We start from the raw sequence: 13,889 nt of genomic DNA on the forward strand, positions 1-13,889 counted from the left end.
AGAGGAACCCAGATGACCGAGATCGAGATCGGCCGGGCCAAGCGGGGTCGGCAGGCTTATGCGTTCGACCACATTGCGATTGTGCCGTCGCGGCGGACGCGGGATCCGGAGGAGGTTTCGGTCGCTTGGCAGATTGATGCGTACCGGTTCGAGTTGCCGATTCTGGCGGCGCCGATGGACTCGGTGATGTCGCCGGCGACCGCGATCGCGATCGGCAAGGCCGGCGGGCTCGGGGTGCTGAACCTCGAAGGGCTCTGGACCCGGTACGACGATCCCACGTCGCTGCTGGAGGAGATCACCAGCATCAGCAAGGACCAGGCCACCACGCGGCTGCAGGAGATCTACTCGGCGCCGATCAAGCCCGAGCTGATCTCCCAGCGGGTGCAGGAGATCCGCGACTCGGGTGTGACGGTGGCCGGTGCGCTGTCGCCGCAGCGGACCAAGCAGTTCGCCAAGCACGTCGTCGACGCGGGCGTCGACCTGTTCGTGATCCGCGGTACGACGGTGTCGGCCGAGCACGTCTCGGGTCAGGCGGAGCCGCTCAACCTCAAGCAGTTCATCTACGACCTCGACGTACCGGTCATCGTCGGTGGGTGCGCTACGCACCAGGCTGCTCTGCACCTCATGCGGACGGGCGCTGCCGGCGTACTGGTCGGCTTTGGTGGCGGTGCCGCGCACACGACGCGCAAGGTGCTCGGAGTCGCAGTGCCGATGGCGTCCGCGGTCGCGGATGTCGCAGCGGCCCGGCGGGACTACATGGACGAGTCCGGCGGCCGGTACGTGCACGTCATCGCGGACGGCTCGGTCGGTCGTTCCGGTGACCTGGCCAAGGCGATCGCCTGTGGCGCCGACGCGGTCATGGTCGGTTCACCGCTGGCCCGCGCGAGCGACGCACCGGGCGGTGGCTTCCACTGGGGTGCCGAGGCCTGGCACGCGGACCTGCCTCGCGGCGAGCGCGTCGAGGTCGGCGTCAGCGGCACGATGGAGCAGATCCTGTTCGGCCCGTCGTTCGTCCCGGACGGCACGATGAACCTCGTCGGCGCCCTGAAGCGCGCGATGGCGACCACCGGCTACACCGAGCTCAAAGAGTTCCAGCGGGTCGAGGTCGTCGTCGGCTGACCTCGCGGCGCGGGAAGCGGCGGTTTGCCGAGTCTGCGAGGATTACTTCATGGGACTGTTCAGCAGCCGCCGTACCGAGGTCGACAACGCCGCGCTCGCCGAGGCACGTACCCGGCTCACGTCGGACGACGTCGACCAGATCCGCTTTCTGCTCACCACGAAGAAGACGCTGGTCGCGGTCAAGTACGTGCACGACCGGACCGACCTGCACCTCAAGCACGCCCGCGACCTGGTCGAGGACATCCGGTACGGGCGGTACGTGCCGCCCATCACCGACACCCCGCTCATGCGTCTGCCCGGTACCAACCTGGCCGAGCGCACCCGTGCCCTGAAGGCAGCCGGCGAACTCCACCAGGCCACCGCCCTGGTGGTGAGTGAGACCGGTATGACGGAGCTCGAAGCCGGCCTCTTCGTCGGCGCCCTCCGAGCCGAGAACCAGTCGTCCCAGGACGCCTGACCTCAACCCTTGACGCCTCAACCCTTGACGTAGGAGAGCTTCTCCGCGACCTTGCCGTCGCGCAACCGCAGTACGTCGACGCCCCGAACATGGCCACGACCGCCGTCGCCGTCAGCCCAGGAGAATCTCCACCGGACGATCGCCCGGTCACCGCGCACGACCCATTCCTCGGTCTCGAAGAGCGGATCCGGCGTCTCCGCGAACAGCTTGCGCCACTGCTCCCGTACTGCGTCCGCGCCCTCGAACCGCCCACCGTCAGGAGCCGGCGAGGTCGACTCGAAGACGCAGTCCTCCGTCATCTGGGCCATGATCGCGTCGACATCACCCGCGCCGAAAGCCGCACCGAGCAAGGCGACCGCCGTATGACCAGGCGTCCACGCCGGATCGCGGCCGAAGGCGCCGATCAGCGAATCGGTAGCGCTGGAGAACCCGTCGACCCGCGGGCCGATCGCACCGCCACCGCGATAGAGCTCCTCCCGGTCCTTGAACCACGACGACACCGCCTCGACCACCTCCGGATCGAGCTGGGCGGTGCCACCGATCGCGACGGCCAGGTCCCAGCCGTGGACGAGATGGTCGGCCGCCAGTTGATATGCGTACTCCGCGGCCGACTCTTCGCCGTACGAGAGCTGCACGGTCGCAGCGCGCGGAATGCCCTCGGCCAACGCGTCCTGGGCTGCGCGGGCCGCTTGATCCGCAGCCGCGGCAGGGTCATCGCCGAGCAGGTCACCGTCGAGTGAGTCCCCGACCTCCGAGATCGTCCGGCCCGCCATCAACGGCACCGTCCAGCGTTCCTCGCCGACCACGTGGTTGACCAGCTCACGCACATCCCAGTCCTCGCAGGGCGTCGGCGCGCCCCACTGATCCGCCCGGACCGCAGCGACCTGCCGGACGAATTCCGCGACCGCCCGGCGATGCAGTTCCACAACGTCCATGACAACCTCCCCCTCAGCGCCAGAGTGCGCCTGGGGCGAGAAGCAGGTCAATGGTTACAGCTGGGCGGCCGCCTCGTGAGCGTGCTGCGAGGCGGTGAAGTCACCCTTCGCGGCCAGCAGGTCACCGTGGTGGCGCAGACAGTCGCCGGCCAGGATCTTCATCTCGAGATCCGTCATCGTGAACGGGATGAGCGCGGTCGCCACCTCGGCGCTCCAGCCGGCCAGATCGAGCGCCATCTCGGTCTGGCCGCTCGCGTGGTACGCCCCGGAGATGTCGAGCAGCACCTTCGCCCAGACCGGCGCGTACGTGCTCGTCTCGTACCGCATCCGCTGCGACTCGCGCTCCGACGAGATCGCGAACAGGTAGTGCGCTTCCAGCCCCAGCGTCAGCGCCGTCTCGGCGTCGTGTGCGAGCATCGGGCGAACCAGTTCGGCGAGCTCGGTGGCCCGTACCGCCGCCGACTCCGGATCGGTCCGGCCGGACACCGTCGCCAGCGTCATCCCCGGCGCGGGCTCGCTCAGGGCGAGCAGCCGGTGGTACTGCTCGTACGGACCGAGCTTGATCTCCGCCGTCTCCAGCGCGGTGGTCAAGGACGGCGGTACGCCGCGCTCGAGCTCCTCGGTGACGAGCGCGGCCGTCGTCGGGTCGGTCGCGTACGCGGTCCGGACGCAGTTCTCGCCCTCCAGCACCCGGCCGACGATGGCGAGGTGCTTGCCCTTGCGGGTCAGCGCGGAGACGAGCGTGCGCAGGTCGGTCGCCGACTCGGAGTCGGCCAGCGTGTCGGCGGTGTTCAGCCCGATCTCGTCAGCCTCCAGCGCGAGGTCCAGCCGTCCTTCGGCCGCGTGGATGTCGGCCGACACCGCCGTCGCCGAGCACAGATAGCGCGCGTACGACAGGGACTGCGAGCTCGCGTTGATCTGGTCGGCCAGTTGCAGGAACAACTGGATCGCCGCATCGGCGGACGCGACAGCCAGGTCGGGATCGCCGTACCGGCGGAGGACGAGCGCGTTCATCGCGAGCACCCTGGCGAAGTCCGGCTGGTGCAGGAGACCGTCGGCGCCGCCGACCAGTTGCCCGTACGCGATCACCGCGCCGTCCATCTCCAGTACCGCGGTCGCCCCGTACCCGCGATGCGCCTGCGTCATAGCGCGCCGCGCGCGCACGTCGGCGAGGAACGAGGTGCTGTCCAGTACGTCGGCATCGCTCAGCTCGGTATAGCCCAGCTGGGCCTCGTGCAGAGCGGCAAGCGCTTCCTCGTGCCGGCCCGAGGCGTTCAGCGATCCGGCCAGCTCGTACTGCGTCGCCGCCATCAGATGCTTGGCCTCGTAGTGATCCGGGCGATCCCCGGCGCGCTCCCTGGCCAGCTCGATGACGCGTTGCTGGTACGGCCCGGCCTCGTCGGCGCGGCCCTCCTCGATCAGCACCTGGGCCGTCTGCAGAGCCTCACCGAGCTCGTCCTCAGGGGGCGTCCAGAGCCCCCCGCTGTCCACCATCTTTACGTTCCACCCCTTCACAGGTTCAATCGCTCACCCTAGTGTCCTGAGTCGGAAGTTCGCGCACATCTCCGGCGCCCAGGCACGCACCTCGCGGCACTGGCGAAGCATCCACGATGCTCCGCATCGAGGACGCTCCGCCAGCACCGCGATGCACGCACCTGGACACCGGAGCTGTCTGCGCGAACCTCCGACTCAGGACACTAGCGCCAAGACCTGCCCGACCGCTCGCGTTCGGGGGCACGACATCGTGCGGACTGCAGGTACTGACACGAGCTGTTACCGACAGGTAGCCTGGCTGCATGAGCGAGCAGACCTCGATCCCTGCCGACCCCGAGCTCGACCCGACCGCGTCGTACGCGACCGACCAGTCGGTCATCCGCCGGCTGGCCGGTCTGTTGCGCGCCACGGCGGGTACCCGCACCTCCTACGCGCCGGCGACCGGGCAACCGGTTGCCGAGTTGCCGGTGTCCGGTCCGGACGACGTGGTGCGCGCGGTCCGGTCCGCGCGCAAGACGCAGCGGAGCTGGAAGGGCACCTCGTTCGCCGACCGCTCGGCCATCCTGCTGCGGTACCACGACCTCGTCCTGGACCACCGCCACGAACTCGTCGACCTGGTGATCACCGAGTCCGGCAAGGCCCGCAAACAAGCCTTCGAGGAGGTCGCGCACGTCGCGCTGACCGCCCGGTACTACGCCCGCAAAGGCCCCGAACTGCTCGCGCCACAGCGCAAACTCGGCATGTTCCCGGTGCTCACCCGCGCCGAGCAGCGCTTCGTGCCGAAGGGTGTCGTCGGCATCATCTCGCCCTGGAACTACCCGCTCAGCATGGCGATGGCCGACGGCCTGCCCGCGATCATGGCCGGCAACACCGTCGTCCACAAACCCGACAGCCAGACGCCGCTGACCGCCCTGCGCGCGATCGAGCTGCTCTACGAGGCCGGCCTCCCGCGCGACGCCTGGCAGCCGGTGAACGGCGACGGCCCGACCGTCGGCGGCGCGATCATCCAGAACACCGACTACATCTGCTTCACCGGCTCGACCAAGACCGGCAAGCTGGTCGCCCAGCAGGCCGGCGAGCGCCTGATCGGCTGCAGCCTCGAGCTGGGTGGCAAGAACCCGATGCTCGTACTACGAGACGCTGATGTCCACCGAGCAGCCGAGGGTGCCGTACGCGCCTGCTTCAACAGCGCCGGCCAGCTCTGTGTCTCGATGGAACGCCTCTACGTCGCCGACCAGATCTACGACGCGTTCATCACCGCCTTCCTCGACCGGGTGAAGAAGCTCAAGCTCTCGGCCGGCACCGGCTGGGACGTCGACATGGGCTCGCTCATCTCCAAGGCCCAGCTCGAGACCGTCACCCGGCACGTCGACAACGCCCGCGAGCACGGCGCCGTCGTCCTGGCCGGTGGCAAGCCGCGGCCAGACATCGGCCCGCTCTTCTACGAGCCGACCGTGCTGTCCGGTGTGACGCCCGAGATGGAGTGCTTCGACCACGAGACCTTCGGGCCGGTGGTGTCGGTCTACCGGTTCTCCGACGAGTCGGAGGCGATCGAGCGCGCCAACGAGGGCGAGTACGGATTGAACGCGAGCGTCTGGACCAAGGACGGCCGCCGCGGTCGCGCGGTCGCCGCCCAACTGGTAGCGGGCACGGTCAACGTCAACGAGGGCTACGCCGCGACCTTCGGCTCGATCGACACCCCGATGGGAGGCATGCGCTCCTCCGGCCTCGGCCGCCGCCAGGGTGCCGAGGGCATCCGCCGGTACGTCGACCCGCAGGCGATCGCCACCCAGCGCGTCCTGCCGATCGCCGCCTCGCACGGACTCAAGGACGAGGCCTACGCCGAGCTGATGACCGGAGCCCTGCGGGTGCTGAAGAAACTGGGCCGCGCATGACCGAGCGAAGCGAGGTCACAATCCAACACAGCGTTCTTCGAACGTCATGCCTGCCCGGAGCGAAGCGAGGACAGGCATGACGTTCGACCACGATGTCGTCGTCATCGGGTCCGGCTTCGGCGGCAGCGTCAGCGCGTTGCGGCTGGTGGAGAAGGGCTACGACGTCGCGGTGCTCGAAGCCGGGCCTCGGTTCGAGGACCAGGGGTTCGCGAAGACGTCGTGGGACAGCAAGCGGTTCTTCTTCGCGCCGCGGTTCGGGATGTACGGGATCCAGCGGATCAGCGCGCTGCGCGACGTGATCATCCTGTCCGGCGCAGGGGTCGGCGGCGGCAGCCTGGTCTACGCGAACACCCTGTACGAACCGCTGCCGGCCTTCTATACCGATCGGCAGTGGGCGCACATCACCGACTGGAAGACCGAGCTCGCGCCGTACTACGACCAGGCCAAGCGGATGCTCGGCGTCACCACCTACCCGCACTTCTCGCCCGCCGACAAGGTGATGAAGCAGGTCGCCGACGACATGGGCGTCGGTGACACCTTCCACCCGACCCCCGTCGGGGTGTTCTTCGGCGAGCCCGGCGTCGAGGTCGACGACCCCTTCTTCGGCGGCGCGGGACCCCGGCGTACCGGCTGTATCGACTGTGGCGAGTGCATGACCGGCTGCCGGCACAACGCGAAGAACACGCTCACCAAGAACTACCTGTACCTGGCCGAGAAGGCCGGCGCCCAGGTGTACCCGATGACCACGGTGACGTCGGTTGAGCAGCTGCCCGGTGGCGGCTACACGATCGAGACGCGGCGGACGTCGAACCGGAAGGCGGTCCGCAGATTCACCGCCCAGCAGGTGATCTTCGCCGCCTCCGCCCTCGGTACCGCCAAACTGCTGCACCGGCTGCGCGACGAGGGCAAGCTGCCGCACCTGTCGGACCGGCTCGGCGTGCTGACCCGGACCAACTCGGAGTCGTTGCTCGGGGCAATCGCCCTGGACCGGACGGTCGACTACAGCAAGGGGGTGGCGATCACCTCGTCGTTCCACCCCGACGACATCACCCACATCGAGCCGGTCCGGTACGGCAAGGGCAGCAACGCGATGTCGCTGCTGCAGACCGTGCTGACCGACGGCGGTGGCGACAAACCGCGCTGGCGGACCTGGCTGCGGGAGATGGGTCTGCAGCGCAAGAACCTGCGCCGGCTGTACGACCTGAAGCACTGGTCGGAGCGGACGGTGATCGCGCTGGTGATGCAGACCGAGGACAACTCGATCACCACCTACGGCAAGCGCGACCGGTTCGGCCGCTGGCGGCTGACCTCCAAGCAGGGCCACGGCGCCCCGAACCCGTCCTGGATCCCGGTCGCCAACGAGGTGGTCCGGCGGATGGCGAAGCTGATGGGCGGGACACCGGGCGGCACGATCGGCGAGCCGTTCAACGTGCCGATGACGGCGCACTTCATCGGCGGCTGCGCGATCGGCGACTCGGCCGAGACCGGCGTGGTGGACCCGTACCACCGGGTCTACGGCTACGACGGGCTGCACATCGTCGACGGCTCGACCATCTCGGCCAACCTCGGAGTGAACCCGTCCCTGACGATCACGGCCCAGGCCGAGCGCGCCTTGGCGTTCTGGCCGAACAAGGGTGACGAGGACCCGCGGCCGGCGATCGGGACGGAGTACCGGAAGGTGTCGCCGGTCGCACCGGGCAGCCCGGTGGTGCCCGCGGATGCCCCGGGTGCCCTGCGGCTGCCGATCGTGGAGATCACCAACAAGCAGGCTGTGACGAAACCGTGACCCAGCGATAACAAAGTCCCGGGACCAGTGATGGTCACGGGACTGGAATGCACTGCTGTGAAAGTGAAAAAGCCTCAGACAATGTGTCTGAGGCTTTGAATTGCTTTTAAAAGGGAGCAAGCCCCTCGGGAACGTTTCCGCCCAAATCGTTTCCCGAGGGGCTCACTCAAGCCGGGGTGAGGCGCCCGGCGCTTTGGGATCGGGTCACCAACCATAGCTGGCGACCCGAGCTCGTGATCCTCACTCTACTACCGATCCGAGCCATTTTGACCTGCTCGCGGTGACCGTAATCACTCTGCGTGCTGTTCGTAATGTGCGACCTTGCAGTCGCTCCTCGTAATCGGAAGCGGTGTTCTTGCGATCACCGCCTCTGCACACATCAACGAGCCCACTCACAAGGGGTTACGAGATCGGCCAAAAGTTTTTTCGGCGGGGTGATACCGCTCGCAGCGGGCGGTCGGCACCTGGCTTACTGTGGGCCGACCGTTCGATGAGGCAGGAGAACCATGAACGACATCCTCGATGTGGCGCGTGAGCAGGTTCTGGAGCGAGGGATCGGCCTCACCCAGGAGCAGCTGGTCGAGGTCCTGCGATCGCCGGACGAACAACTCGACGACCTGCTGGCGCTCGCGCACGAAGTACGGGTCAAGTGGTGCGGTGAAGAGGTCGAGGTCGAGGGGATCATCTCGCTGAAGACCGGCGGCTGCCCGGAGGACTGCCACTTCTGCTCGCAGTCCGGCCAGTTCACCTCGCCGGTCCGGGCGGTCTGGCTGAACATCCCCGAGCTGGTCGAGGCTGCGAAGGAGACCGCGAAGACCGGCGCGACCGAGTTCTGCATCGTCGCCGCCGTCCGTGGCCCGGACGCCCGGCTGATGGCGCAGGTGAAGGCCGGCATCGAGGCGATCAACGCCGAGGTCGACATCAACATCGCCTGCTCGCTCGGCATGCTGACCCAGGAGCAGGTGGACGAGCTCAAGGCGATGGGCGTGCACCGCTACAACCACAACCTGGAGTCGGCCCGCTCGTACTTCGGCGACGTGGTCACCACGCACTCCTTCGAGGAGCGCTGGGAGACCTGCCTGATGGTCCGCGAGTCCGGCATGGAGCTGTGCTGTGGCGGCCTGGTCGGGATGGGCGAGTCGCTCGAGCAGCGGGCCGAGCTTGCCGCGCAACTGGCTGAGCTGGAGCCTCACGAAGTACCGCTGAACTTCCTGAACCCGCGTCCGGGCACTCCCTTCGGCGACATGGAGATCATGGCCGGCAAGGACGCGCTGCGCACGATCGCCGCGTTCCGGCTGGCGATGCCGAAGACGGTACTTCGGTACGCGGGCGGCCGTGAGCTGACGCTGGGCGACCTCGGTACCCGCGAGGGCCTGCTCGGCGGCATCAACGCCGTCATCGTCGGCAACTACCTGACCACGCTGGGCCGCCCGGCCACCGCTGATCTGGACCTGCTGGCCGACCTGAAGATGCCGGTGAAGGAACTCCAGAAGACGCTATGACCACTCTGCTCTACTGCGGCCACTGCGGCCGTGACACCGCCGACGGCAGTCACGAGGACTGCCGTCGCGCGCTGGCGCTGGAACCACCCCGGTACTGCGCGGACTGCCGCCGCCGGATGATCGTCCAGGTCCATCCGATGGGCTGGACCGCCAAGTGCTCCGTCCACGGCGATTCGACCGGCTGAGCGTCATCATCGAATACCGTGCGGATATGGACACCTCACCCGAAGACAGCGTGCTGGCCAATCTGGGCCAGGCCACCTGGACCGCCGAGGAAGGCGTCTCCTACGAGGTGGCAGTGGAAGGCATCAACCTGGTGATCGGCGCCTACTCCGGTCTGATCGGCCGCGAGGAAGCCACTGCCGAGCCGGACCGGGCCAAGATCGAGAACTGGATCCAGGAACAGCACGCCTGGTCCGACCGCCGTCGCGCGCTGTCACCGGCCGACCAGGAGGCAGTACGGGCGGTCCGCCAGGAGTGCCGCGCCTTGCTGGCGACGCTGCGCGCAACCAGATGAACGATGTCGACCGCACTCGCTACCTGCTGACCGAGGCCGAGAACGAGCAGATCTTCCGGTCGCGGATCGTCCGGACAGCGCTCGACGGCACCCGGCAGGACCGGCCGGTGGTGGTGTTCGTCGCCGGCCAGACCGGCGCGGGCAAGACCTCCGTCACCGAGCTCGCCACTACCGCCTTGGCCAGGCGCGGGACGCCGGTGAACATCAACCTGGACACCTACAAGCCGCAGCATCCGCGCTACGACCAGCTGGTCGCCGAGGATGATCTCACCGCCGGTGCCTATACGAGCATCGACGGCCACAAGTGGATGGAGAAGGCGGAGGCGTACGCGATCGAGCAGCGCTTCGACGTGGTGATGGAGTCCGCGATGCGTGATCCGCGCGACTTCGAGGAACCCGCCCGGCGGTTCCGGGCCGCGGGGTACCAGGTCGAGGTACTGATCGTCGCCGTGCATGAGTCGCAGAGCCGGCTGGGGGCGCTCGACCGGTACGTCCAGCAGCAGAACGAGTTCGGCAGCGGGCGGTTCATCGATCCGCAGATCCACGACGCCTGCTACGACGGCGTACTCCGGGCGTCGGACGCGATCGACGACGAGCGGCTCGCCGACCGGGTGTTCGTCGTCCGCCGCGACGCGCAGGTCGTCTACAGCAACCAGCTCGGCCCGGACGGGCAGTGGCAACGGCCCGCTGGGACGGCGGAGGCAGTCGCTGCGGAGCGGAACCGGCCGTGGTCGCCGCAGGAGACACATCAGCACCTGAACAGCGTTCGGCGAGTGCGGAGCGGTGCGGCGGAGCTGGGCGACTCCGCGGCCAAGCAGTCGGTGGCTGCGGAGGCGAAGACGATCGAGGCGCTGGCGCGGCCGTTGCTGGACAAGGACGTGATGACGGTGCGGCTGGCCGATGCGGGGGTAGCGCCGGTCCGGGCCGGGCCTCCGGTTGGGGGCGTGGTGGCGAAGGCCGCGGTTCGGGTGACAGGTACGGAGAAGGGAACGCGGGCCCATGGGGTCGAGTGAGGAACTGCTCGGGCGGGATGCCGCGTTGTTGTGGCATCCGTATTCGTCGTTGACGGAGCCGGCGCCGATGAGGTTGGTGCGGGGGGCCGCCGGGGTGCGGCTGCAGTTGGACGACGGGGCCGGGGGCACGGTCGAGGCGATCGATGCGATGGCTTCGTGGTGGTGCATGATCCACGGGTATCGGCATCCGGTACTGGATGCGGCGTTGAAGGCTCAGGTCGACGAGTTCAGCCATGTGATGTTCGGCGGGCTCACGCATGAGCCGGCGGTGCGGCTTGCTGAGCGGCTGGTGGAGATTGCGCCGGAGCCGATCCGGCACGTGTTCTTCTGCGACTCGGGGTCGGTGTCGGTCGAGGTCGCGATCAAGCTCGCGCTGCAGTACCAGGTTGCCCGCGGCAACAACGGGCGGACCCGGATGCTGACCGTCCGGGGCGGGTACCACGGCGACACGTTCGCGCCGATGAGCGTGTGCGATCCGGTGAACGGGATGCATTCGCTGTTCACGGGTGCGTTGAAGGAGCAGGTGTTCGGTCCGCAGCCGCCGGCTGGGTTCGATCGGGCGGATGATGATCCGGAGTACCTGGCCTGGGCGGCTTCGATGCGAGCGCTGGCGGCGCAGTACCGGGATCAGGTGGCGGCGATCATCGTCGAGCCGATCCTGCAGGGGGCCGGTGGGATGTATCCGTACAGCCCGGCTTGCTTGAAGTTGCTGCGCGAGCTTGCCGATGAGCACGGCTTTCTGTTGATCCTCGACGAGATCGCCACCGGCTTCGGTCGTACCGGAACGCTCTTCGCCTCCGAGCACGCCGGCATCGCCCCCGACATCCTCTGCATCGGCAAGGCACTCACCGGCGGCTACCTCTCGATGGCGGCCACCCTCTGCACCACAGACGTAGCCCACACGGTCTCAGCCGGTCCGGGCGGCGCCCTCATGCACGGCCCCACCTTCATGGCCAACCCACTCGCCTGTGCGGTGTCGCTGGCAAGCATCGACCTGCTGCTGTCGCAGGACTGGGCCACGCGCGTCAGTGAGATCTCCACTGGCCTGACCACGGGCCTAGCGCCGGCTGCGTCATTGCCTGGTGTGAAGGACGTCCGGGTCCTCGGCGCCGTCGGCGTCGTCCAACTAGCCGGCCCTGTCGACATGAAACGCATGACAGATGCCGTACTCCGCCGAGGCGTGTGGGTCCGCCCGTTCCGCGACCTCGTCTACACGATGCCGCCTTACGTCTGCACAGATGAAGAAATCACCACCATCACCACAGCCATCACCGAAGCAATTGCCGAAGGCAACTGATGACGGTGGAAAGGGAAGGCGTGGAGGGGGAGCAGGCCGGGGCGGCTGGGCTGGCTGGGTGGCTGGCGCCGAAGGCGGCTGCGTTGGAGGCTCGGGGGTTGACTCGGCGGTTGCGGGCTCGGGCGGCTGATGAGGTGCTGATCGATCTGGCTGGTAACGACTACCTCGGGTTGGCGCGGGATCCGCGGGTGGTGGAGGCGGTGGTGGCTGCTGTGCGGGAGTGGGGTGCGGGGGCTACTGCCTCTCGGCTGGTGACTGGTACCACCGCTCTGCACGCGGAGTTGGAGTCCGAGATGGCCGCCTACGCCGGGCATGAGGCCGGGCTCGTCTTCTCCTCCGGGTACCTGGCCAACCTCGGCGTCGTCACTGCCTTGGGGGGACCTGGGACCGTGTTGGTCTCGGATGAGCATGTGCATGCGTCGATCGTTGATGCTTGCCGACTCGCGCGGTCTCGGGTTGAGGTTGTGCCGCACAGTGATGTCGAGGCTGTGGGGAAGGTGCTGGCTGAGCGCAGCGAGCCGCATGCGGTGGTACTGGTCGAGTCGGTTTACAGCGTGTTGGGGGATGCGGCGCCGCTTGAGCAGTTGGCTGCTTTGGCGTTGGAGCACAATGCGGTGCTGGTGGTTGACGAAGCGCATGGGCTGGGAGTCACCGGCGGCGGGCGTGGTTCGGTGGCTGCGGCTGGGTTGGCCGGGCTGGAGCATGTGGTCGTCACGATGACGTTGTCGAAGGCGATGGCCAGTCAGGGCGGGGTTGTGCTCGGACCGGCCGTGCTGCGTGAGCATCTGGTCAACCGGGCGCGGTCGTTCATCTTCGACACCGGTCTCAATCCGGCTGCTTGCGCGGCAGCGCTTGCTGCCCTGAGGGTTCTGCAGGACGAGCCGGATCGGCCGGCGCAGATTCATCAGGCGGCGGCTCGGTTGGCTGAGGTGTGTGCGGTCAATCCGTCTTCGGGTGCCGTCGTTTCGGTGCCGATGCCGGGTCCGCGGGAAGCAGTCGCGGCAGCGGAGGCTTGCTTGGCTGCCGGAGTACGGGTCGGGGTGTTCCGACCGCCGTCGGTACCGGATGGCATCAGCCGGCTTCGGTTGACGGCGCACGCCGGGTTGTCGGCCGAGGACCTCGAACGAGCCTGTGAAGTCATCACCAATGCGATCCGGGAGGTTTCGTGAGCGGGGTTCTGTTCGTCACCGGCACTGACACGGGCGTGGGGAAGACCGTGGTGACGGCCGCCCTTGCGGCGAGTGCTGATGGGTGTGTGGCGGTGGTCAAGCCTGCGCAGACCGGTGTGACGGCGGCTGAGCCGGGTGATCTGCAGGACGTCGAGCGGCTGACCGGGCTGAATGATCTGCATGAAGGCGTCCGCCTGCTCGAACCGCTGGCGCCGACGACGGCCGGGCGGCGGCAGGGGGTTGCGTTGCCGTCGGTCGACGAGCACGCACGGACGATCGAGAAGCTTGCGGCGGATCGGGATCTCGTCCTGGTCGAGGGCGCGGGCGGGTTGCTGGTCGGGCTGGATGACGATGGCAACGATCTGGCGGATCTGGCTGCCCGGTTGGAGATTCCGTTCGCCTTCGTGGTTGTTGTTCGCGCGGGGCTCGGGACGTTGAATCACGCCGGGCTCACGGTCGAGGCGCTGCGGGCGCGAGGGTTGCCGATCGCCGGGCTGGTGATCGGGTCATGGCCGGCCGACCCGGAGCTGGCCGAGCAGTGCAACTTGGAGGACCTGCCGACGACAACCGGTGTACCGGTGATCGGCCGGATCCCGGAAGGCGCCGGCACGCTGGAGCGAGAGGCGTTCGTTGCCGCGGCGGCCGGCTGGTTCGAATGAGTTGCAGGTTTTGACATCTCCCAAGCTGTAGGAGATCGGTTTCTCT

The 13,889-nt window shown here is 68.0% G+C and carries 13 protein-coding genes; 11 read left to right on the forward strand and 2 right to left on the reverse strand.

Annotation, left to right across the window (positions count from 1 at the left end):
- Positions 1 to 12 precede the first annotated feature (12 nt).
- Both ACIA12_RS28420 and ACIA12_RS28425 read left to right on the forward strand, forming a co-directional pair.
- Complete coding sequence (locus ACIA12_RS28420) at positions 13 to 1,119, forward strand: GuaB3 family IMP dehydrogenase-related protein (protein WP_343976728.1); 1,107 nt, start codon at positions 13 to 15, stop codon at positions 1,117 to 1,119.
- 49 nt (positions 1,120 to 1,168) lie between these two features.
- Positions 1,169 to 1,576: a hypothetical protein gene (locus ACIA12_RS28425; protein WP_396370106.1), complete on the forward strand. Its 408-nt coding sequence runs from the start codon at positions 1,169 to 1,171 to the stop codon at positions 1,574 to 1,576.
- A gap of 17 nt (positions 1,577 to 1,593) precedes the next feature.
- On the opposite strand, the gene ACIA12_RS28430 is transcribed toward ACIA12_RS28425, so the two are convergent.
- Positions 1,594 to 2,511, reverse strand: a complete 918-nt coding sequence (locus ACIA12_RS28430) for a TIGR03086 family metal-binding protein (RefSeq protein WP_396370107.1) — start codon at positions 2,509 to 2,511, stop codon at positions 1,594 to 1,596.
- 54 nt (positions 2,512 to 2,565) lie between these two features.
- Positions 2,566 to 4,005 (reverse strand): hypothetical protein, encoded by a 1,440-nt coding sequence (locus tag ACIA12_RS28435; RefSeq protein WP_396370108.1) that lies wholly within the window; start codon positions 4,003 to 4,005, stop codon positions 2,566 to 2,568.
- Between the two features lie 302 nt (positions 4,006 to 4,307).
- On the opposite strand from ACIA12_RS28435, the gene ACIA12_RS28440 reads away from it, so the two are divergent.
- The 9 genes from ACIA12_RS28440 to bioD all read left to right on the forward strand — a co-directional run bounded on the left by ACIA12_RS28440 (position 4,308) and on the right by bioD (position 13,843).
- Positions 4,308 to 5,900 (forward strand): succinic semialdehyde dehydrogenase, encoded by a 1,593-nt coding sequence (locus tag ACIA12_RS28440; RefSeq protein WP_396370109.1) that lies wholly within the window; start codon positions 4,308 to 4,310, stop codon positions 5,898 to 5,900.
- A 76-nt stretch (positions 5,901 to 5,976) separates the two neighbouring features.
- Positions 5,977 to 7,686: a GMC oxidoreductase gene (locus ACIA12_RS28445; RefSeq protein WP_396370110.1), complete on the forward strand. Its 1,710-nt coding sequence runs from the start codon at positions 5,977 to 5,979 to the stop codon at positions 7,684 to 7,686.
- Between the two features lie 506 nt (positions 7,687 to 8,192).
- Complete coding sequence (gene bioB / locus ACIA12_RS28450) at positions 8,193 to 9,188, forward strand: biotin synthase BioB (RefSeq protein WP_396370111.1); 996 nt, start codon at positions 8,193 to 8,195, stop codon at positions 9,186 to 9,188.
- Positions 9,185 to 9,373, forward strand: a complete 189-nt coding sequence (locus tag ACIA12_RS28455) for a hypothetical protein (RefSeq protein ID WP_396370112.1) — start codon at positions 9,185 to 9,187, stop codon at positions 9,371 to 9,373. The genes bioB and ACIA12_RS28455 overlap by 4 nt, the downstream gene beginning before the upstream one ends.
- A 26-nt stretch (positions 9,374 to 9,399) precedes the next feature.
- Positions 9,400 to 9,705 carry a hypothetical protein gene (locus ACIA12_RS28460; protein ID WP_396370113.1) on the forward strand — a complete coding sequence of 102 codons (306 nt, stop codon included), beginning with the start codon at positions 9,400 to 9,402 and terminating at the stop codon, positions 9,703 to 9,705.
- A complete protein-coding gene (locus tag ACIA12_RS28465; RefSeq protein ID WP_396370114.1) occupies positions 9,702 to 10,718 on the forward strand; it encodes a zeta toxin family protein in 1,017 nt (338 codons plus the stop codon). The genes ACIA12_RS28460 and ACIA12_RS28465 overlap by 4 nt, the downstream gene beginning before the upstream one ends.
- Positions 10,705 to 12,015 (forward strand): adenosylmethionine--8-amino-7-oxononanoate transaminase, encoded by a 1,311-nt coding sequence (gene bioA / locus ACIA12_RS28470; RefSeq protein ID WP_396370115.1) that lies wholly within the window; start codon positions 10,705 to 10,707, stop codon positions 12,013 to 12,015. The genes ACIA12_RS28465 and bioA overlap by 14 nt, the downstream gene beginning before the upstream one ends.
- On the forward strand, positions 12,015 to 13,184 hold the full coding sequence (locus ACIA12_RS28475; protein ID WP_396370116.1) for an 8-amino-7-oxononanoate synthase: 1,170 nt from the start codon (positions 12,015 to 12,017) through the stop codon (positions 13,182 to 13,184). The genes bioA and ACIA12_RS28475 overlap by 1 nt, the downstream gene beginning before the upstream one ends.
- Positions 13,181 to 13,843, forward strand: a complete 663-nt coding sequence (bioD, locus tag ACIA12_RS28480) for a dethiobiotin synthase (RefSeq protein ID WP_396370117.1) — start codon at positions 13,181 to 13,183, stop codon at positions 13,841 to 13,843. Before ACIA12_RS28475 ends, bioD begins: the two co-directional genes overlap by 4 nt.
- The last annotated feature ends 46 nt before the right edge of the window (positions 13,844 to 13,889 follow it).

It is taken from the genome of Kribbella sp. NPDC051620 (genome assembly GCF_044453825.1).
Taxonomy (GTDB): domain Bacteria; phylum Actinomycetota; class Actinomycetes; order Propionibacteriales; family Kribbellaceae; genus Kribbella.